We start from the raw sequence: 20442 nt of genomic DNA, 5'->3' as shown, positions 1-20442 counted from the left end.
ATACAGGAAAGGCTACTTGGCATTAAATACACGACTATGAAAAAATATATTTCGGCCTGTCTGCTGGCAGGTTTAATGAGCATATGGAGCTCATGCTCCACCAACCCCGTAACAGGAAAGAAAAACGTAACCCTGATGTCGGAAGACCAGGAACTGGCTATGGGCCAGGAAGCTGACCCACAGATCGTGGCACAGTTCGGCCTTTACGATGACCCCGCCATGCAGCGCTTTATTGATGTGAAAGGACAGCAGATGGTCGCTATCTCACACCGCAGCGATATAAAGTATAGTTTTAAGGTACTCGATTCGCCTGTGTTAAATGCATTTGCCGTGCCTGGCGGATACGTATACTTTACGCGCGGAATTATGGCGCACTTTAACAACGAAGCCCAGTTTGCCGGTGTACTTGGTCACGAGATCGGGCACATTGCCGCACGCCATACGGTCCAGCAGCAAAGCAAAGCCATACTTGCCCAGGTTGGCTTGATAGCCGGCATGGTGCTCGCTCCGGAACTGGCACAGTTTGGTGAGGCAGCCTCTCAGGGCTTAGGTTTGCTTTTTCTTAAATTCGGACGCGATGCCGAACGTGAATCTGACAGGTTGGGTGTAGAGTACGCAACTAAAATAGGATATGATGCCGATGAGATGGCTGACTTCTTTTTAACGCTGCAGCGCAAGCAACAGGAAAGCGGATCAGCTATACCGGAATTTCTTTCTACTCACCCAGACCCGGGTAACCGCTATACTACAGTGCAGCAGCTAGCCACTGAATGGAAACAGAAACTTAGCTTGACCACATTGGATGTGAACCGCAACAATTATCTGAAAATGATAGACGGCATGATCTATGGCGAAGACCCGAAGCAGGGCTTTGTGGAGAACAACGTCTTCTATCATCCGGAGTTAAAATTTCAGTTCCAGATTCCTACCAACTGGTCTTATATGAACTCGCCGCAGGTATTCCAGATGGGGGCTAAAGATGGTAAGGCCATGATGAACCTGACGCTTGCTCCAGGTAATTCACTAGAGGAGGCGGCACAGCAGATGATGCAGCAGTACAAGCTTACACCCGTTAAATCAGGAAATACAACAGTAAACGGCTTACCGGCGCTCGCTATTATTGCAGATCAGCAGCAAGAGCAACAGCAGGCAACCATCCGGACACTTACTTACCTGATCCAGTATGACGGCCGAATTTACAGCATCATGGGCATTACTACAGCACCACAGTTCGATGCTTACGCACAACTGTTCAGCAACACCATGGAAAGCTTCAGGCAACTCACAGACGCCTCCAAAATAAACAAACAACCAGAGCGTATACAAATCAAACCGGTAAAGCAAACCAGTACGCTGGCACAGGCTCTACAGTCGTATTCACAAGAAAGTAAAAGGCTGGAAGAAATAGCCGTGCTAAACGGAATGCAGCTACAAGACCGCGTTGAAAAAGGTATGCTGATAAAAGTTATTGAGTAAATTATTGTAAGTATAAAAAAGGGTGATGCAGTAACTGCATCACCCTTTTTTATACTTTTATATTACCCTCGAAGTAAACAAGTGTCGGCGAAAGTATAAACTCCGAGAAAACTACAGTTCATACTTTTAGCTTACACCCCAATGTCTTCGTTCCATAGTTCCGGCTTCTCCTTTATAAACTGTTGCATCAGGTTGTGGCACTCCTCGTTGTTCAGTACCTCCACTTCTACTCCTCTGCTGCGCAGCAGCTCCTCTTCTCCCATAAAAGTTTTGTTCTCGCCTATAACTACTCTGGGAATACCGTACAGCAGCATAGTGCCGGAGCACATCGGGCATGGCGACAATGTAGTATACATGGTGCACTCCCGGTAAACAGAAGCTGGCAGGCGTCCGGCATTTTCAAGTGCATCCATTTCGCCGTGTAGTACTACACTACCCTCCTGAACCCGCTTGTTATGCCCGCGTCCAATTACTTTTCCTTTGTGCACTAGTACAGAACCTATCGGAATACCACCTTCGTTGTACCCTTTTCTGGCTTCTTCTATAGCAGCTTGTAAAAATTCATCCATCGTTGTGTTTTTTAAGTTATGATTACACTAAGCAAGTATAATTAGTTGTCATCAGCAGCTGTTACTTACCTGGTGCTATACCTGCCTTGCACCTTAGACAACAGCAAAATAACAAGTACAGCAAACCCAATGGTTGGCAAATTCAGGAACATCATACTTTCAAGCGTGCCTAGGTAGCGTGTATGAATTGTAGTAACAGGCTCGAATAAACTTAGGCTCGTTTTAGAAAAAATATACTGATCCACCAGATTCCAACCCAAGTGTAAACCTATAGGCAGCGCCAGCGAACGGGTTTTAGTATAGGCGTAGGCAAACATTAATCCCCATACTCCGGTGTAAAAAAACACCCAACCCATTAAAACAGGATTACCGAATGTGCTAAACGTAAACCAATGATACACACCAAAAGCACCTGCGCTTAGAAAGCATGCTTTACGCTCGCCTAAATACTCAAGAGCTTTGTAAAGCAGGTACCCTCTAAATATCAGCTCTTCGAATAATACAGCGTTGAAGACATTATAAAAACCTTTAAGCAGATATTCGAGAGTAGCACTACCAGTCGGAACCCATGTAAAGTTAGCTGTTAAAGCAAAAACCAGGCTGGTAAGTATGGCAAGTATAGCTGTAGAAGAGAACCCCATCCCAAACTGAAAAAGCCGGTACATAGGGTTACTAACACCTAAAACCGGTCCCAGCTGCTTACGTTCCAGCCGAAGTAAAAACCAGCTTACTACAAGTATGAAAAGGTTGCCCACCATAGTTACAGGAACTAAGTACGAGTTTAATTTAGCAAGAATACCGACCGATAAAAAGTAGATTAAAATAAAGTTCTCGCCTCTGGGTTTTGCTCAATTTCAGATAGCAGACTCAAAAACCTGTCTGATTTAAGATCAATGGCCCGCAGGCCGTCATGGGCCTCCTCAATTTTGCTGTTATTGTATAAAGTAATAAGCAGCTTTGCCTGCCTGTTTAGGTCGAGGTTTAAAGTATGAAGTTCCTGTAGCTGGCTAAGGCTGCTATACTTTGGCCAGCCAGTTTGTATAAACCATTGCCCTACAGGCCCACTTTCAGAGAAAAAAATCTCATCGTAGTTGCCACCATACAACACCGATCGCAGTTTAGATTTAAACAAAATATGTTTAATCCGAAGTTGCTGTATATCTAACTGGATTGGGTTCATGTAGGTGCTCTAAAAGAGCCTTGTAGTAGTTTTAAATTAAATGAGTGCAGTTGTTTCGTTTGCTATTGCTGATGGCTTAAAGCAGGAATCTCATACCCAAAAACTAGTATGCCGTAAATAGTGTTGTTTTCATCATACAGCGGCTGATATTGAAAAGAAATGGTTAGCTCTTCCAGAGCGCCGGTGTTATACCTGTCGAGCATTATACGTATGTGTTCCGCTACATAACTTTCACCGGTCTGGTATACTTTGTCAAGAATAGCAATGTATCCTTGATCAACAACTTCTGGCAGGGCCTTGGCTACAGGCTTATGAAGCAATTCTTTTCCAGGAAAAATCTTCTGGTAATTTTTATTTATCAACTCAAAAGTATGTTCCGGTCCTTTCAGTATGCAGAAGAAGGCCGGAGATTCTATAATCAGGCGTTCTAAGATATTACGCTCCGACTCCACTTTCTTAAAGGCTTGCTGCACGTGGTTAGAAAGCTGCTCCATTTGAGTATTCGCCTCCAATAGCTCTTCTACCAATTGTTTCGAGTTATGGATATCAGTAATAGCGCCTACCCACATTAAAAGCTTACCGCTTTCGTCTACCTGCGGAAGTATGCGTGCCAAATGCCAACGGTAAATTCCTTCACTGGCTTTGACTCTTACCTCCATTTGCAGCTCGGTATTGTTGGCAAAGGCATCTGCCCAGCGGGTAGTAAAAGTTGCGGCGTCCTCTGGATGAAATACCTGCTTAACACCATTATAGATAAGTTCTTTGGTAGCTGTACCTGTATACTTTCCCCAGCGTTGGTTCAGGTAAGTTATTTTGCCTTCGGTATTTGTCGTGAAAATAAGCAGCGGCATCGCCTCCGCCATAAACTTAAACTTTTCCTGCGTCTCAGACAGTTCTAGTTTCGCCACCTCTCGCTCTGTTACATCTTTTGTTAGCTGCATAAGGCACTCCACATTTCCTTCATCATCTAATATGGGAGTATGGGATGCCTCCCAATACCGTACATCAAAGCCTCCGCCCTGTGAGGCAGGCCGTGGTATATCGTAACGCAACACATCTAAGTAATCTACATGTTTAGTGCGCAGTGTATTTTCCAGCGACTGGCGCAGCAACATTTCATTTTTAGATTCAGATGCGTCCGGGTTGTCCGGGAATGTTTTCAGAAAATCTTTACCTATCAGCTCATCATGTGTGCGCATCGTTACTTCAAGATATCTATCATTAGCAGCTAAAATGGTAAAGTCGGGCGAAAGCAGCACAATGGCTTCCGGAACAGATACAAAAAGCTTTTGATAATCCATTTTTGATTTTAATAAAGAGAAGAGAGACAACAAATCCAGCGATAATAGCTAAAGGACTACTACTAATCTTGGTTGATTAAGTTTCTAAAATTATGGAAGTAAAATTTAAAAAACACTACTCTTATCTAATAAGTGACTATGATTCCAGATACTTAAAGCTGAAACTATGCCTACGATAAAGCAGTTGGTGGTTAAAAAATTATCTTATCATAATGTAGAGCGCCCTTCCTCTCCCTTGTAAAAACGTGTGGCCGGATAAGCAAAGTGAATGTCTTCTGTTGTGGCAAAGGCTTTTAGCACATCCTCCCAAATGGCGTTTTCGCTTTTACGCCTTCGCATCAGGCTACACATATACCGCATTGTCAGCTTTATACCGTTTTCTACTACATCTATATAGATAGTTGGTCCGAAATCCTCATAAAAAATAAGATGCTGCTGCGACTGGTTCTTAACCTGTTTGAGGGCTGATTCGCTTAGATTTTCTGCGTGCCGCTGCACAATCTCCTGAAGTATAGCTTTTGCTCTGCTCCAGTTACTTTCAAAGGTTATTTTAACGGCCACCTCATTCCAGATAAATGGAAAACCATAGTTATAGTTGGCCTGTGGCTCTGTAAATGCTTTTAAGTTAGGAATGTGTACCACTCTACCTGTTGCCTGGTCGGCATCTACCCAGCCGTTTATCTCGTTTAAGCTAAACTGAAACAGTCTGATGTCAATTACATCACCTGCAAAACTCCCAATCTGTATCCTGTCTCCTATTCTGAAGGGCCGTTTCCAAATAATAAAAAGCCAGCCGGTAATATTAAGCAGCGGTTCACGTAAGGCAAGTACCAATCCTGCAGAAAGTAAACCAAAAAAAGTAGCGACAGAACGTAGCCCACCGAACCAGATATTAAAGAGAAGTATGATCCCAGTTACTGTTATGATGTAATTGGTGAATTTGCGCCACATATAGCGCTTTCGAAGATCCTGCTCACGCTTAAATGCGATACTTAGAATTAAATTACTCAATAACCATAGTCCCAGCAGTACAGCAAGTGTAACAAGTAAATGCTCTATAAAACCTGACGTAAGTCCCGTAACATCTGAAAGCAGCTGCGTAATTTCCCTCATCTTCTCACTTTTAGAAAACTTACGCTTAAAATTCAGTATTTGGTTTACCGGAATTGTATAAGCTTTAGATCAAATCAGATAAATGGCAATCAATATGAACCACTAATTAAATCTTACATTTATTATCCAAATTAATATCTGAATCATTAAAACACCCTATAACCAGTTGCGTACAAATAAATGTGAATGGCTGGTGGTTTAGAACTAACCCCATATTAAACTTTACATATTTCCTCCTCTCCTTCGAGCAATCGTTTTGCTAGTCTTTTCGCTTCAGGTACTCTTTATTTATTCTTTTCTTAAATACCCTCTATGATTACTGTTTCTACATTATCAGGGGGATTATTATGCGCGAGCCGCAATGTCTTTTTTCGCTCCCTATTAGTCCTCACCTTCCTTTTACTATTTATTATCAAAGCTTCTTCGCAGCCATCTGGTTTTTCAGATGTACAGATTGGTGATAACTGGAATGCTGCTGTTGGCCTTATTTTCTCGAAAGACGGCAACCGAACGTACGTCTGGGAAAAAGGAGGCAGGGTATGGTTGATTGAAAATGGGCAAAAATTGGCCACGCCTTTTCTTAACATTAGCGAGGAGGTGGGCGACTGGAAAGACCACGGAATGCTGGGCTTTGCGATTGACCCTAACTTCGACAGTAACGGCTATGTGTATGTGCTCTATGTGGTAGACAGGCACCATTTGCTATACTTTGGCACTAGCAGTTATAACCCATCTGCCAATGATTTTTTTAGCGCTTCCATTGGCCGCCTTACCCGCTACACAGCCCGCACATCGGACAATAAGCGTACGGTAGATCCGGCAAGCCGAAAAATCCTAATAGGAGAAACCAAATCTACTGGCTTACCTGTACTTTACACGGGGCACGGTGTTGGCGATTTGAAGTTTGGCGAGGATGGCTCTTTGCTACTTTCAATCGGGGATGGTGGATCAGCTGGGTATGTAGACAAAGGCTACGACCCAGCCAATCCTAACGATACTTATGTTCCGCAGGCCCTTCAGGATGGCATCATTACCAGCAAAGAAAATATTGGGGCATTTAGGGCACAGCAGATAAACTGCATTAACGGTAAAATACTGCGTATAGATCCCGCAACCGGTAACGGCCTTCCCTCAAACCCCTATTATAATTCAGCAGCGCCTCGCTCTCCGGCATCACGGGTGTGGGCATTGGGTTTCAGAAACGTTTTTCGGTTCACTATAAAACCCGGTACAGGCAGCGCAAGCTTCCCAGGGGTTATCTATGCCGGAGACGTAGGATGGTACAACTGGGAAGAAATAAACGTAGTAGCAAAAGCCGGGCAGAACTTTGGCTGGCCCATTTACGAAGGCCTTACAGAGCAGGAATGGTATTACCATGTGCAGGTACCTAATAACTACGATCAGCCAAACCCTTTATATGGACAGGGCAGTTGTACACAGCAGTATTTCTACTACGGCAACCTGATTAAACAGCCTCAAAAGTCGACTGCTCCATACTTTGGCAACCCCTGCGATTACAATGTACCAATTTCCAACGCTGCCTATAAGTTATTTGTGCACCAACGGCCAGCATTTGACTGGTGGCATCAAACCAAAGGCACATCAGCCAGAACAGGCACTTTTTCAGGCGAAACAGCTGCCGTAGCTCTTATTGGCTCATCCGGTTCTCCGGTTTCAGGCCCACAGTTTAACGGCGGCTCTGTTACTGGCGGTGTATGGTATACCGGAGATGATTTTCCGGTTGAGTATAAAAACACATACTTTTTTGGCGACTATGTAGGCGGCTGGATCAAGAACGCTAGGTTCGATGCCTCGCATAATCCACAGTCAATTACAAACTATATAAATCAGAATGCCGCTGTGGTAGCGATGGCTACTCACCCTGTAACAGGTGGATTGTACTATATAAATTATGCCTATCAGTTGCGCAGGGTATCCTACAACTCCACTAACAGTCCCCCAAAGGCAGTAGCCACTGCCGACAAATTATTCGGCCAGAGTCCGCTTACTGTGCAGTTCACTGGCAGTAACTCTTCTGACCCGGAAGGTAAACCATTAACGTACGACTGGGATTTTGGAGATGGAACTGCTCATTCTACGCTCGCTAATCCTAGCCATACTTTCTCTGCTACCGGAAGAACGATCTATAAAATTACCTTAAAAATTACCGATGCTGGCGGGCTTTCTGCCACTACCACACTTGACATAGCACTTAATAACACGCCACCTACCGTTAATATTACAAGTCCGGCTGATGGTACGAAATACCCCATGACAGCTAATAAAGTATACACCCTTTCTGCTGCCGTTACTGATGCTGAGAGTGCTGGATCGCTGTTAAAGTATGAGTGGCAAACCGTATTACACCACAATACGCACACACACCCTGAGCCAATAGACACAAATCCTACTACCACTACTACTATAACACCAATTGGCTGCGATGGGGAAACGTATTTTTACAGAATTTCTCTAAAGGTTACAGATCCTGAAGGCCTGGTCGGAAGTGATTTTGTAGACCTTTACCCGGATTGTAGTGGTGGTGTGACGAAGCCTATTACCCTAACCTCGCCAACAGCAGGACAAACTTTTGCAGCAGGTAGCAACATAAACCTAAGTGTAAGCTTTGCAGAAGTAGCCAGAAAATGGGCAAAGGTGGAGTACTACCAAGGCGCAGTTAAAATAGCAGAATCTACTGCTGTTCCTTATGCTGCGACCTGGTTTAATGTACCCGGAGGCAACTATAGCATTAAGGCAATAGGTACCGATGTCGACAATCATACGATTAGTTCTGATGCAATTGCAATTACAGTTACGGGTACCGGTGGTGGCGGAGGTACTACATCTGGCAAGATCTCACGGGAGGTTTGGACGAACCTGGGCGGCTACGGCGTGGGCTCGATCCCCACCAGCTCGGCCCCAAGCAGCACGGGCGAGCTGCCGCTGTTCGAGGCCCCGACCAACGCCGGCGACAACTACGGCCAGCGCGTGCGCGGCTACGTCACGGCCCCCGAGACGGGGCAGTACACCCTCTGGATCGCCGCCGACAACAACGCCGAGCTCTACCTGAGCACCTCCGAGAGCCCGGCGGCCAAGGCCAGGCTGGCCTTCGTCAACGGCTGGACCGCCCCCCGGGAGTGGGGCAAGTACCCCGAGCAGCAGTCGGTGCGGGTGAGCCTGCAGGCCGGCCAGCGCTACTACATCGAGGCCCTGCACAAGGAGGAGGCCGGCGGTGACAACCTGGCCGTGGGCTGGCAGCTGCCCAGCGGCGCCCTCGAAAGGCCCATCCCCGGAAGCAGGCTGTCGCCATACGTAGCTGTTTCTGGCACGCAGGCATTACTTGGAAAAATCAGTGATGAGGAGAATATTATAGTCTACCCAAATCCTTTTAAAGAGGAGTTATCTCTTGCTATAGGAGACAAAACTGCACTTAAAAGTATAGAAGTGTTTGACTTAGCAGGTAAAAGTATCTTTTACAAGCAACTACCAGAACAGAAGCCGGAAAATGCGGTGTATTCATTTAGAATTGCTAAAAGCCTCAGGAAAGGAATATACATTCTGCAAACTGTTGATACCAAAGATAGAATAAAGAGTATCAAAATTCTGAGGGAATAAATGTTGAATTAGAATCATGGACAGGTCCTGTTACTATACTTAAATAAGTAACAGGGCCTGATTCTATATAGTTGTTATTTATAATTTAATGCCACTTAGCCATATGTGTTGCATGAGTTTTGAGGTATGCACCTGGCTTGTAAAACGTATCATAGAACTCCAGATCAAGGTGATGAGCCTGCAGGTAGGTTAGCATAAAAATAGAGGGTACTGTTGCCGGAAACTTGCCAAATGTGTCGTAAATATATTGCGCCTGCAGCGCAACGCATTCTCTAAAGCGCTCTGAATGAACCTGGGCCGCTCCCCTTACTTTTGCTGCATCTTTCCAGGGACCTGGTGTATTTTCGTTAAATGGCCCTCCCTTTCCGAATTTTCGTTCGCAAACTGCCTCTACCGCTGCCCGCATGTCAGGGAAATGTGGCGGGCAAAAGCCTTCCATCACGCCTTTTAATCCGGTAGGGTTCGGATAGGGCCAGTTATCGTTCGTATCATAGCGGAACCCAAGGCCGGGTACATCGGGATTGCCGCTGGCACCAAGCACGCTAAACAGATCTATGCCGTCGTACATCCAGCCGCCAAGCCCCATCGCCTGCAGCATTAAAGCACCGGCATAACAACTTGTAGATATCTCTGCAGTTACCTCGGCCAGTGATATCTGATCCAGAAAGGTAATGTTCCAGTTGTTGTTGATGTCTACTATGTCTTTATACTTTTCGATGCCGGGAATAGGACGCTTGTTGATATCATCAGTAAGCACCAAGCCATTTTGCAGCATATAACATAACCCCAACAGCACATGCTGCGCCAGGTCTGCCACCGGAAAAACAAGCAGCGTGCCCGGTTTATTGGCTACCCAGGTATTGTGCGCCTCTACATAAGGCACCTCGGAGGGCACGCGCAAACGGCCATCCTGTAGCTTTATAACATTAAGTTTTAGTACATCAAGTATAGCATCCAAATCCAGGGAACCATCATCGTTTCTTTCTGCTGCTGCAGGGGCATCGCGATTATCCAGCACATATACACCCTCATCGTCGGTAAAGAAAGTCTTACTGGTATGAAACCCCGCAGCCGACGGAAAAGTACGTCCTCCTGCTGCAGCTGCATAGTTAGATAGGTGCGGTGCATACCGCTGTGCCCGTTGTATCATGTAGTGCCAGCCAGTGTTGCCTCCGCAAGCCGTTACCACCAGCAGTTTCTCAAGCTCAGATAGTGGTACAGACTCATACTTTGATTTGTAGGCAAAGACACCATCCGGAATTTCAGCACCCATAAAAAAACGTCTCGACCTGCGTCCTAATAATGCTTCCACTAAACCGAAATTAAGCATCTCAGAAAAGCCCTTCGAATTACTATTATTTTCCATAAATGAAATTGTTAAAAGGCCTATCTAATTTAACTCTGCTTAAAGGTAACCGTTTAGTCCTTAGCGAAATAATTAAACCTGTTCAGTAAAAAATACTGACAATGATTACAAAACTCAGGTGCAGCACGGAATAAGTATAAAAAAAGAGTATATTTTCATTATTTTATTGTCCTTTTTAAACGACACACGTATAAGTAACGAAATATCTTTTTCTATTACCCTTTTATTTACAGGAGGTTAGCATGGGAACAGTTCGAAGTATCTTACAGGCTAAAGGAAACAAAGTTTTCGCTGTTCATCCCAACGATACCGTATTTAGTGCGCTTGAAGAGATGGTGGAGAAAAATGTGGGTGCACTAGTGGTATTAGACGAGCAAGAACATTTTGCGGGCATATTTACAGAACGTGATTACGCACGTAAAGTAATCCTGAAAGGCAAAGCCTCCAAAGAAACCCGGATAAAAGAAGTAATGACAGAGCATCCGGTTTCTGTAACACCAGACAACACCCTGGAGCAATGCATGAGCCTGATGACAACCAAATACATCCGGCACCTTCCTGTTTTTGAAGCTGGTAACCTTGTAGGCCTGATCTCAATAGGCGACATCGTGAAATATATAATAGACGAGCAAAAATTCATTATCGAGAATCTCGAGCATTACATTTCCGGCACCTGATAGCCAAAGGGGCCTTCCTGGTACGGGAGTGACATTAGAACAGGTTGTTTCACTTAATGGTCGCCGCAAGGTGATAAGGCTGTGTATGCTTCAGAAGAAAATAGCGTGCTTTTATGGCCCTTGCTAGTATATGGTGCTATAGTGCTTAGCCTCGTAGTGCTTATTATGGGGCTGTCTTACGTGCTTGGGCAGCGACACAACGACCGAGCCACCGGCCAACCTTATGAAGGCGGTATCATGAGCGCAGGCTCTGCCCGCCTCCGCTTCTCCTCTCAATTTTACTTGGTAGCCATGCTCTTCGTCATCTTCGACGTGGAAACAGTATTTATACTTGCCTGGGCCATCGCCTTCCGCGACCTGGGATGGTACGGATACATTGGAGTGCTGGTATTTATCATGCTATTGGTAGTGGTTCTGATTTACGAATGGAGAAACGGAGCCCTGGATTTTGGACCTGACGGTAAGAAAATACTGAGAGCATACAAACGGATGCTGAACAAGCCGGCTGAAAAATGACAGTTTGCCAAAGGACTATTTGACAAAAGATCAACAAGTATAGCGGATCGAACAACAGATAACCAATAACGAGCCTATGAAATGGTGGCTAAGTAAACCAAACGCACCGGCAAACACCGTGAAAGGCACCGGCTCTTACGAGGAGGCTGTGCAGCAAAGCATTATGCTTACTACTGTGCAAGACTTGCTGGCCTGGGGGCGTAAAAACTCTATGTGGCCTTTCCACTTCGGGTTATCGTGCTGTTTTGTAGAGATGGCCACCAGCATGACACCAAAGTATGATGTGGCCCGCTTCGGTGCTGAGGTTATACGTGGCACACCCCGTGAGGCCGATGTGATGATTATAGCCGGTACGGTATTTATTAAAATGGCACCGATCATTAAACGCCTGCACGAACAGATGATGGAGCCTAAGTGGGTGATCTCGATGGGATCTTGTGCCAACAGTGGCGGCATGTACGATATTTACAGTGTGGTACAGGGCGTAGATAAATTCTTACCTGTAGATGTATACGTTCCTGGCTGCCCTCCCCGACCCGATGCCTTTATGCATGGCTTAACCTTACTTGCCGAAAGCGTGGGCAAAGAAAGACGTCCTTTAAGCTGGGTGGTTGGAGAGCAGGGCATCATCAAACCAGAAAAAATTGACGTGAAAGAACGTGTAAGAGAGCAACGTGAATCCATGACAGAGTTTCGCTCTCCAGACGAAGTATAAAATTAAAAGAAACAAGACTATGCCGAAGTATATAATAGAGCGTGAAATTCAGGGAGCAGGAAACTTATCTGCGGAGGAGTTAAAAAGTGTTTCGCAGAATTCGTGTGGGGTTTTAAACAAACTGGGCCCAAAAATACAATGGGTGCATAGCTATGTAACCGGCGATAAAGTTTACTGCATTTACAATGCTCCAGACAAAGATATGATTCGGCAGCATGCAGAGCAGGTTGGTATTCCGGCAAACGCCATTAACGAGGTTAAAACGATCATAGACCCCGTGACAGCCGAATAAGAAATCAAACCAACTAATATTTAACAGAAAGTATAAACTGAGTAAAGTATAAATCAGCACAATGAGTTAAAGGTAGTATCGGCATTCATTTTTCATTTCTCTTTATGGAAAATAACAGCAGCATATTAATTGAACTGCAAAGGCGGTTCGGCGAGGACACTTTTACGCAACAAAGCACCCAGGATGAGTTGCTCACCCTCTGGATGCCCTGCGATAAATTGACGGAGGTACTGCGGTTCCTGAAAGCCGGAATACAGCAGCCTTACAAAATGCTCTTCGACCTGACTGCCATTGACGAGCGGACGCACCAGAAAAAAAACGGCAGCCCCACCTCTACCTTTACCCTTGTTTACCACCTCTTCTCCTTCGACAGAAATCACTTTATCAGATTAAAAGTAGCCCTTTCAGATGATTTTCCGAAAGCGCCAAGTATAGCCAGCCTATGGGCCAACGCCAACTGGTACGAGCGTGAGATTTACGACATGTTCGGTATCAAGTTCGATGGGCACCCACACCTGTCGCGCATCCTCATGCCTCGCACGTGGGTAGGCCATCCGCTTAGAAAAGAACATCCCGCCCGCGCCACCGAAATGGGACCGTTTCAGCTTTACGACGAAAAAGTGGACCTGGAACAGGCAGCGCTACAGTTTAAGCCCGAAGAATGGGGGCTGAAGAGCGAGAGCGAAGACAGCGACTTTATGTTTCTGAACATCGGTCCGCAGCACCCTGGCACGCACGGCGTACTGCGCATCATACTTCAGCTGGATGGAGAAGATATTGTAGACGCCATACCCGACATCGGTTTCCACCACCGGGGAGCCGAGAAAATGGGCGAACGCCAGACCTGGCATACCTACATCCCCTACACCGACAGAGTAGACTACCTGGGTGGCGTAATGAATAACCTGGCCTACTTGCTGTCAGTTGAAAAACTGGCCGGCATTGAGGTGCCGGAGCGAGTAAAGGTGATCCGGGTGATGCTGTGTGAATTGTTTAGAATTGCCAGCCATCTGGTTTGGTATGGCACTTTTGCGCAGGACCTGGGGCAGCTTTCGCCTGTATTTTACATGTTCTCTGATCGCGAAAAGATCTTTAATATTATAGAGGCTGTATGCGGTGGCCGCATGCACCCTAACTGGTTCAGAATAGGCGGTGTGGCACAGGATTTACCAAAAGGCTGGGAACGGCTGGTGCAGGAGTTTATCGATTACTTCCCGAAACGCCTGCGCGAGTACGACAGCATGGTAATGAAGAACAGCCTGTTTAAAGCGCGTACCGTAGGCATCGGTATTTTTACTTTGGATGAGGCTATTGAATGGGGCGTAACCGGTCCGGGCTTGAGAGCATGTGGCATGGACTGGGACTTCCGGAAGAAGCGGCCTTACTCCGGCTACGAAATGTTTGATTTTGACATTCCGGTAGCCACTAACGGCGATTGTTATGACCGTGCTGTGGTACGTGTAGAGGAAATGCGCCAGAGCCTGCGCATTATCGAGCAATGCCTTAAAAATATGCCAGAGGGACCGTACAAAGCAGACCATCCGCTCACCACTCCACCTGTTAAGAAAAACACCATGCATGATATTGAAACCCTGATCACTCACTTTTTAGGCGTGACATGGGGACCTGTGATACCAGCTGGTGAGGCGATGAGTTGCATTGAGGCGACAAAAGGAGCAAACGGCTATTACCTGACAAGCGATGGCAGTACCTCTCCTTACCGAGTACGAATTCGGACTCCCTCGTTCCCGCACATGCAAATGTTGCCCTACATCAGCAAGGGCTATATGGTAGCCGACATGCTGTCTATACTTGGTGCCATGGACTACGTGCTGGCGGATATTGACAGGTGACTAGGATCTATAAGATCAAAGGATTAAAAAGATTTAAAATGGTACACGGTGGCGCATGTATTTAAGTACGTCGCCACTTGTACCACCAAAGTATACTAACTACTACCAACACCTGCCTCACTCTTATACTTTATCCTATGTAAGCCACCAGCAATGGCACTCATAATTCAGCATTAATAATTCATAATTCTCCAGATATGGTAACACTAACGCCAGAGGAAATTGAAGAAATACAGCACGAAATCTCATTGGTGCCGGTTAAAAAAGCTGCCTGCATCGAGGCACTAAAAGTAGTGCAGCAGCACCGTGGCTGGGTATCTGATGAAAGTATGAAAGCAGTCGCCGACCTGATGGATATGTCGCCGGCGGAGCTGGATAGCGTGGCGACCTTCTACAACCTCATCTTCCGGCAACCTGTGGGTAGGCACGTGATTTTAGTCTGCGACAGCATCAGCTGCTGGGTAATGGGCTACGAAAACCTGCGGCAATACCTGAGTGACAAATTAGGCATACAGTACGGCCAGACCACTATGGATGGCCGCTTTACCATGCTGCCTAATGTATGCCTCGGCTGCTGCGACCATGCCCCTGCCTTGATGATTGACAACGACCTGTACCAGGACCTGCAACCCGAGCAACTGGACGAGATATTAAACAAATACGCCTAACCTAACCAATCGCTACCATGGAAACGCCCCTAACCCAACATATTGTAGCAGGCAGGCAGCCCCTCAGCTTAAAAGAGTATGAGCGCGTGGGCGGCTACGAGTCGGTGCGCAAAGTACTAAAGCAAATGACACCAACAGAGGTAACTGATCTGGTAAAAGCCTCTAACCTGAAAGGGCGCGGTGGTGCAGGTTTTGGCACAGGCATGAAGTGGAGTTTTGTGCCGATGAATGTGCCGGGGCCAAAATACCTGGTAGCAAACGCCGACGAAATGGAGCCAGGCACTTTTAAAGACCGCCTGCTGCTGGAGGGCAATCCGCACCAGCTGATTGAAGGAATGATTGTGGCAGCTTATGCTATTCAGGCAAATATATCTTATGTGTTCCTGCGCTGGGCATACAAACTGGCAGCAAGCGAAATACGCAAAGCCATAGCAGAAGCATACGAAGCAGGTTACTTAGGAGAAAACATACTTGGTAGCGGCTATACTTTAGACATGCACCTGCACACCGGAGTGGGTCGCTATATGTGCGGCGAAGAAACAGCCTTGCTTAATGCTTTAGAAGGAAAACGTGCCAACCCAAGAGCTAAACCTCCATTCCCGCAGGTAAGTGGTTTGTATGGCCGGCCAACCATTGTAAATAACGTGGAAACCCTCTGCTGTCTGCCGCACATCGTGAACAAGGGTGCCGAGTGGTTTAAAAGTATAAGCCAAAGCGAAGACTCTGGCACCAAGATCTACGGCATCAGCGGCAAAGTAAAACGGCCTGGCGTGTGGGAGCTGCCGATGGGTGTAACCGTGCGTGAGCTGCTGGAAGAATATGCCGGCGGCATGAAAGATGGACTTAAGTTCAGGGGCCTTTTACCTGGTGGCGCATCAACAGATTTTTTGGTGGAGGAGCACCTCGACGTGAAAATGGATTATGGTTCTGTAACCAAAGCAGGCAGCCGCATGGGAACCGGCACCATGATAATTCTGGATGATAAAACCTGCCCTGTTGGCTTTGTACTAAACCTGCAGCACTTCTTTGCGCAGGAGTCCTGTGGTTTTTGTACACCTTGTAGGGAGGGCCTACCGTGGGTGGAGAAAATACTAAGAGCCATGGAACGTGGCGAGGGGCAGCCGGAGCATATGAACATCCTGGAGTTTCACACTCAATACCTAGGTCCTGGCAACACCTTCTGTGCCCTGGCACCCGGTGCGATGGAGCCCTTGCAAAGCGCCCTTAAATACTTCAGAGCTGATTTTGAACGGCATATCAAAGAAAAAAGATGTCCATGGAAGCAGTAGCACCTAAAGTAACGATCTATATAGACAACAAACCTGTTGAAGTAAAGGCTGGCAAGAACCTGCTGGAGGCTTGCCTGGGCCTCGGCGAAGACCTGCCATACTTTTGCTGGCACCCGGCTATGGGCTCTGTAGGCGCTTGTCGCCAATGCGCTGTTAAGGTTTTTAAAGACGAAAATGATACCATTGGTCGCCTGATGATGTCGTGCATGGAGCCGGTGCGGGAAGGCATGCGCATATCCATACAGGATATACAAGCTAAAGAATTCCGGAACCACATCATTGGCTGGCTCATGACAAACCACCCCCACGATTGTGCTGTGTGCGACGAGGGCGGTGCCTGCCACCTGCAGGACATGACCGTTATGACAGGCCATGCCTACCGGAAGTATACGTTTGAGAAACGTACCTACCGCAATCAATACCTGGGTCCCTTCCTGAACCACGAAATGAACCGCTGCATCCAATGCTACCGCTGCGTGAGGTATTATAAAGATTATGCCGGCGGAAAAGACCTGGACGTGTTTGCAGCACACAACCATTTATACTTTGGCCGCCACGAAGATGGCGTGCTGGAAAGTGAGTTCAGCGGAAATCTGGCGGAAGTATGCCCTACCGGAGTGTTCACCGATAAGACCTTGAAACACCATTATACCCGCAAATGGGACCTTACTTCTGCCCCCTCCATCTGCCAGCATTGCAGCCTGGGCTGTAACACGAGTGCCGGCGAACGGTATGGCACCCTGCGCAGCATCACCACCAGGTATAACGGGGAGGTAAACGGCTACTTTCTCTGCGACCGTGGCCGCTTTGGCTATGAGTTCGTGAACAGCGCCAGCCGTATCCGCAAACCATTAGTGAGAAGCCAGCTGCCGGAATCCACTAGTCAAAGCATAGCTTTAGAAGAAGCTGCAAAACTTATCAGCAATGGTAAGGTAATTGGCATTGGCTCGCCACGTGCTTCCTTAGAATCAAACTTTGCTTTGCAGACGTTGGTAGGTGCAGATCATTTTTATCAGGGCTTTTCGGAGCCGGAGCACGATCTGGTAGAGTTTAACCTCGAGGTATTGCAAACCACCGATGCACAAATACTTTCTTTAAGAGAAGTAGAGCATTGCGATGCCGTGTTTATACTTGGCGAAGACCTGACTAACACCGCTCCCATGCTCGATCTGGCTGTGAGGCAGTCGGTAAGGCAGCAGCCGATGATGGAAGAAGTGCCTAAAGCGGGTTTCCCGATGTGGCAGGATGCAGCGGTGCGGGAACTGGTACAAGACCGAAAAGGACCTTTATTCATCGCCACTTTCCAACCTACGAAACTGGATGAGATTGCCACCGAAACTTTTAACTCCACTCCTGCCGAAATTGCCCGACTCGGATTTATCATGGCCAGCATTATTGCCGGAGAAGAGATAAGCGTGCACGATGTAACAGAGCAAACCATCAGAATGGCCAACCAGATTGCCAATGCGCTGCTGCATGCACGAAAACCAGCTGTCATTTCAGGTACACACGGAGGCCGCGAAAGCATCATCAAAGCGGCTGCCAACATTGCCAACGCTCTGAAGACAAAAGGGAAAGATGCCGGCATTATGCTTACTGCCCCTGAGTGTAACAGTTTAGGGCTGGATATGCTGGGCGGCCACAGACTGGAATCTGCCTTCGATGCCATTGACAACGGCTACGCCGACACGGTGATTATACTGGAGAACGACCTCTACCGCAGGGCAAGTACCGCACAGGTGAACCGATTCTTCGACAAGTGTAAAAATGTTATCGTGTTGGATTCACTGCACAACAAAACCACGGAGCGGGCTGATATACTTTTTGCATCCGGCACCTTTGCAGAATCAGACGGTACGCTGGTAAACAACGAAGGAAGAGCCCAGCGTTTTTACCAGGTATACCCTACATTAGAAGACATGCAGGAAAGCTGGCGATGGCTGATGCAACTCGGTGATCTGGTGCAGCACCAGTACATGCGCGGCTGGCAAACCTTCGACGACCTGTTGCCGGCTATGGTAGTAGCACACCAGAACCTACGTGGTGTAGAGGGTATTACACCCCCTGCTGAGTTCCGAATTGCCGGGCAGAAAATACCACGAGCTTCGCACCGCATCAGCGGACGCACCGCCACCAATGCTGTAACCAATGTAAGTGAGCCTAAACCAGCCGAAGATCCTGATTCAGCACTTAGCTTTACCATGGAAGGGTACAAAGGCCAGCCACCTTCATCGATCATTCCATTCTTCTGGTCACCGGGGTGGAACTCCATACAAGCTACAAACAAGTACCAGCTAGAGATTGGGGGGCCATTGAAAGGCGGCGACCCAGGGACAAAACTGATCAAGCCTTCGCTGCAAAGCAGAAGCACATACTTCCATGAAGCACCGCAGCACTTCCTGCCGCTGGACGGGCACCTGTTCATGGTACCGCTTTACCACACGTTCGGCTCGGAGGAACTAAGTATACACACCCCAGCCATTATGGAGCGTGCACCGGAACCCTACGTGCTGCTTAACAGCCACGATGCGCAGGAAATGAAACTGGCAGAGGGTGAAGCATTAACATTTAAAATTGAAGAGCAGGTATACCAGCTGCCTGTTAAAACCAGCTCATTTGTAGCACAGGGAGCTGCAGGCTTACCAATTGGCTTGCCTGGTTTACCTTTTTCGGCCTTGCCAGCCTGGGGCATTTTAAACAGGGAAATATCATGGAAGAAGCAACCTCAACCTATCTCCTGATTATCGGCGGAGTACTCTTTGCGCTGCTGAACGTGGCGGCAGGGCTCATCTGGATAGAGCGGCGTATGCTGGCGCTTTGGCAGGACCGCTATGGCCCCAACCGGGCGGGTCCTTTTGGTATACTGATCGTGCTGGCAGATTCGCTCAAGCTATTTTTTAAAGAAGACTGGATTCCACCTTTTGCTGATAAGCCTGTGTTTGTGGTGGCTCCAGCTATCGTGATGGCCTCTGTGCTGCTGGCATTTGCGGTGATACCCTTTGCACCCGGTATAGTGGTGGCGGACTTGAACATCGGACTGCTGTTTTTCCTGGCTGCTTCTTCGATGGGAGCTTATAGTATAATCCTGGGTGGTTGGGCCTCTAATAACAAGTATAGCCTGTTGGGTGCCATGCGTGGCGCTGCACAGATGATCTCTTATGAAGTTTTTATGGGGCTGTCGCTGATGGGTGTGGTGCTAATGGCCGGATCTTTTAACCTGAGTGAGATCGTGGAAGCGCAGCGTGGACTGTGGTTCTTCATTCCTCAGATCCTAGGCTTTGTGATCTTCTTTATAGCCGGTATCGCCGAAACACACCGCCTGCCATTCGATATTCCGGAGGCAGAAAGTGAATTAATTGCAGGCTTCCACTCCGAGTATTCGGGTATGAAGTTTGGCATCTTCTTTATAGGTGAGTACCTGGGCATCACATTGATCTCGTGTATGGTGGTAACGCTATACTTTGGCGGCTGGCTAGGACCTGATTTTCTGCCACCCATTGTGTGGTTTATACTTAAGGTCTTCGCGTTCATCTGCCTGTTTATACTTCTACGTGCCTCCCTTCCACGCCCCCGCTACGACCAGTTGATGGAGTACGGCTGGAAGATTCTGTTGCCGCTTACGCTGCTAAATTTACTGGTAACTGGAGGTGTGTTGTTGTGGCTGGGGGAGTAAAGGAGTTTGGGATTTAGAAAGTTTAGGAGTTAGAGAGTGAGTGAATAGATAAGGTTGTCAATTCGAATAAAGCTCTGAAATCTGAAACATTTCAGAGCTTTAAAAGACTCTATATTTCTCATTGCATTCGAAATGAGAA

17 protein-coding genes are annotated in these 20442 nt (G+C 47.1%); 11 read left to right on the top strand and 6 right to left on the bottom strand.

The genetic code is table 11. The annotated features are described in order from the left end of the window. The first annotated feature begins 36 nt into the window (after positions 1–36). Positions 37–1476 carry a M48 family metalloprotease gene (locus WG943_RS17250; protein ID WP_340410906.1) on the top strand — a complete coding sequence of 480 codons (1440 nt, stop codon included), beginning with the start codon at positions 37–39 and terminating at the stop codon, positions 1474–1476. Positions 1477–1607: 131 nt separating this feature from the next. Here the strand turns inward: WG943_RS17250 and WG943_RS17245 are convergent, their stop codons facing one another. From WG943_RS17245 to WG943_RS17225, 5 genes are all read right to left on the bottom strand, one after another. Then, the gene (locus WG943_RS17245; RefSeq protein ID WP_340410905.1) at positions 1608–2045 is read right to left on the bottom strand and encodes a nucleoside deaminase; all 438 of its coding nucleotides are present in this window, start codon (positions 2043–2045) and stop codon (positions 1608–1610) included. Positions 2046–2110: 65 nt separating this feature from the next. Continuing rightward, positions 2111–2803 (bottom strand): CPBP family intramembrane glutamic endopeptidase, encoded by a 693-nt coding sequence (locus WG943_RS17240; RefSeq protein ID WP_340410904.1) that lies wholly within the window; start codon positions 2801–2803, stop codon positions 2111–2113. 59 nt (positions 2804–2862) lie between these two features. Beyond that, positions 2863–3225 (bottom strand): histidine kinase, encoded by a 363-nt coding sequence (locus WG943_RS17235; protein ID WP_340410903.1) that lies wholly within the window; start codon positions 3223–3225, stop codon positions 2863–2865. A gap of 62 nt (positions 3226–3287) precedes the next feature. Then, positions 3288–4526 (bottom strand): PAS domain-containing protein, encoded by a 1239-nt coding sequence (locus tag WG943_RS17230; protein WP_340410902.1) that lies wholly within the window; start codon positions 4524–4526, stop codon positions 3288–3290. Positions 4527–4733: 207 nt separating this feature from the next. Continuing rightward, entirely contained in the window at positions 4734–5639 is a 906-nt protein-coding gene (locus WG943_RS17225; protein ID WP_340410901.1) for a mechanosensitive ion channel family protein, read from the bottom strand. 312 nt (positions 5640–5951) lie between these two features. Between WG943_RS17225 and WG943_RS17220 the strand changes: the two genes are divergently transcribed. After that, positions 5952–9254: a PQQ-dependent sugar dehydrogenase gene (locus WG943_RS17220; protein ID WP_340410899.1), complete on the top strand. Its 3303-nt coding sequence runs from the start codon at positions 5952–5954 to the stop codon at positions 9252–9254. 85 nt (positions 9255–9339) lie between these two features. Here WG943_RS17220 and WG943_RS17215 read toward each other — a convergent pair whose 3' ends face one another. Continuing rightward, positions 9340–10620, bottom strand: a complete 1281-nt coding sequence (locus WG943_RS17215; RefSeq protein ID WP_340410897.1) for a hypothetical protein — start codon at positions 10618–10620, stop codon at positions 9340–9342. Positions 10621–10862: 242 nt separating this feature from the next. Here WG943_RS17215 and WG943_RS17210 point away from each other — a divergent pair, with 242 nt between their 5' ends. From WG943_RS17210 to nuoH, 9 genes are all read left to right on the top strand, one after another. Then, a complete protein-coding gene (locus tag WG943_RS17210; protein ID WP_340410895.1) occupies positions 10863–11297 on the top strand; it encodes a CBS domain-containing protein in 435 nt (144 codons plus the stop codon). Positions 11298–11402: 105 nt separating this feature from the next. Beyond that, positions 11403–11813 (top strand): NADH-quinone oxidoreductase subunit A, encoded by a 411-nt coding sequence (locus WG943_RS17205; RefSeq protein WP_340410894.1) that lies wholly within the window; start codon positions 11403–11405, stop codon positions 11811–11813. 76 nt (positions 11814–11889) lie between these two features. Next, positions 11890–12528, top strand: coding sequence for an NADH-quinone oxidoreductase subunit B (locus WG943_RS17200; RefSeq protein WP_340410892.1), 639 nt, complete (start codon positions 11890–11892; stop codon positions 12526–12528). 19 nt (positions 12529–12547) lie between these two features. Continuing rightward, complete coding sequence (locus WG943_RS17195; RefSeq protein WP_340410890.1) at positions 12548–12820, top strand: DUF4242 domain-containing protein; 273 nt, start codon at positions 12548–12550, stop codon at positions 12818–12820. A gap of 104 nt (positions 12821–12924) precedes the next feature. Next, a complete protein-coding gene (gene nuoC, locus WG943_RS17190) occupies positions 12925–14673 on the top strand; it encodes an NADH-quinone oxidoreductase subunit C/D (RefSeq protein WP_340410888.1) in 1749 nt (582 codons plus the stop codon). A gap of 197 nt (positions 14674–14870) precedes the next feature. Continuing rightward, positions 14871–15341, top strand: coding sequence for an NADH-quinone oxidoreductase subunit NuoE (gene nuoE / locus WG943_RS17185; RefSeq protein ID WP_340410887.1), 471 nt, complete (start codon positions 14871–14873; stop codon positions 15339–15341). A gap of 17 nt (positions 15342–15358) precedes the next feature. Then, the gene (gene nuoF, locus WG943_RS17180; RefSeq protein WP_340410885.1) at positions 15359–16630 is read left to right on the top strand and encodes an NADH-quinone oxidoreductase subunit NuoF; all 1272 of its coding nucleotides are present in this window, start codon (positions 15359–15361) and stop codon (positions 16628–16630) included. After that, complete coding sequence (gene nuoG / locus WG943_RS17175; protein ID WP_340410883.1) at positions 16618–19371, top strand: NADH-quinone oxidoreductase subunit NuoG; 2754 nt, start codon at positions 16618–16620, stop codon at positions 19369–19371. The genes nuoF and nuoG overlap by 13 nt, the downstream gene beginning before the upstream one ends. Further along, a complete protein-coding gene (gene nuoH / locus WG943_RS17170; RefSeq protein ID WP_340410882.1) occupies positions 19341–20303 on the top strand; it encodes an NADH-quinone oxidoreductase subunit NuoH in 963 nt (320 codons plus the stop codon). The genes nuoG and nuoH overlap by 31 nt, the downstream gene beginning before the upstream one ends. The last annotated feature ends 139 nt before the right edge of the window (positions 20304–20442 follow it).

It is taken from the genome of Pontibacter sp. H249 (assembly GCF_037892465.1).
Classification (GTDB): Bacteria; Bacteroidota; Bacteroidia; order Cytophagales; family Hymenobacteraceae; genus Pontibacter.
The sequence above is the reverse complement of the archived record's forward strand: the minus strand, read 5'-3'. Positions and strand labels throughout refer to the sequence as shown.

What these genes read in the sequence shown, in the direction of transcription:
- WG943_RS17230 (WP_340410902.1), bottom strand. Translation starts at nt 4,526, where the DNA reads ATGGATTATCAAAAGCTTTTTGTATCTGTTCCGGAAGCCATTGTGCTG.
- WG943_RS17195 (WP_340410890.1), top strand. Translation starts at nt 12,548, where the DNA reads ATGCCGAAGTATATAATAGAGCGTGAAATTCAGGGAGCAGGAAACTTA.
- nuoC (WP_340410888.1), top strand. Translation starts at nt 12,925, where the DNA reads ATGGAAAATAACAGCAGCATATTAATTGAACTGCAAAGGCGGTTCGGC.
- nuoG (WP_340410883.1), top strand. Translation starts at nt 16,618, where the DNA reads ATGGAAGCAGTAGCACCTAAAGTAACGATCTATATAGACAACAAACCT.
- nuoE (WP_340410887.1), top strand. Translation starts at nt 14,871, where the DNA reads ATGGTAACACTAACGCCAGAGGAAATTGAAGAAATACAGCACGAAATC.
- WG943_RS17225 (WP_340410901.1), bottom strand. Translation starts at nt 5,639, where the DNA reads ATGAGGGAAATTACGCAGCTGCTTTCAGATGTTACGGGACTTACGTCA.
- WG943_RS17215 (WP_340410897.1), bottom strand. Translation starts at nt 10,620, where the DNA reads ATGGAAAATAATAGTAATTCGAAGGGCTTTTCTGAGATGCTTAATTTC.
- WG943_RS17210 (WP_340410895.1), top strand. Translation starts at nt 10,863, where the DNA reads ATGGGAACAGTTCGAAGTATCTTACAGGCTAAAGGAAACAAAGTTTTC.
- WG943_RS17235 (WP_340410903.1), bottom strand. Translation starts at nt 3,225, where the DNA reads ATGAACCCAATCCAGTTAGATATACAGCAACTTCGGATTAAACATATT.
- WG943_RS17250 (WP_340410906.1), top strand. Translation starts at nt 37, where the DNA reads ATGAAAAAATATATTTCGGCCTGTCTGCTGGCAGGTTTAATGAGCATA.
- WG943_RS17240 (WP_340410904.1), bottom strand. Translation starts at nt 2,803, where the DNA reads ATGGTGGGCAACCTTTTCATACTTGTAGTAAGCTGGTTTTTACTTCGG.
- WG943_RS17245 (WP_340410905.1), bottom strand. Translation starts at nt 2,045, where the DNA reads ATGGATGAATTTTTACAAGCTGCTATAGAAGAAGCCAGAAAAGGGTAC.
- nuoF (WP_340410885.1), top strand. Translation starts at nt 15,359, where the DNA reads ATGGAAACGCCCCTAACCCAACATATTGTAGCAGGCAGGCAGCCCCTC.
- nuoH (WP_340410882.1), top strand. Translation starts at nt 19,341, where the DNA reads ATGGAAGAAGCAACCTCAACCTATCTCCTGATTATCGGCGGAGTACTC.
- WG943_RS17220 (WP_340410899.1), top strand. Translation starts at nt 5,952, where the DNA reads ATGATTACTGTTTCTACATTATCAGGGGGATTATTATGCGCGAGCCGC.
- WG943_RS17200 (WP_340410892.1), top strand. Translation starts at nt 11,890, where the DNA reads ATGAAATGGTGGCTAAGTAAACCAAACGCACCGGCAAACACCGTGAAA.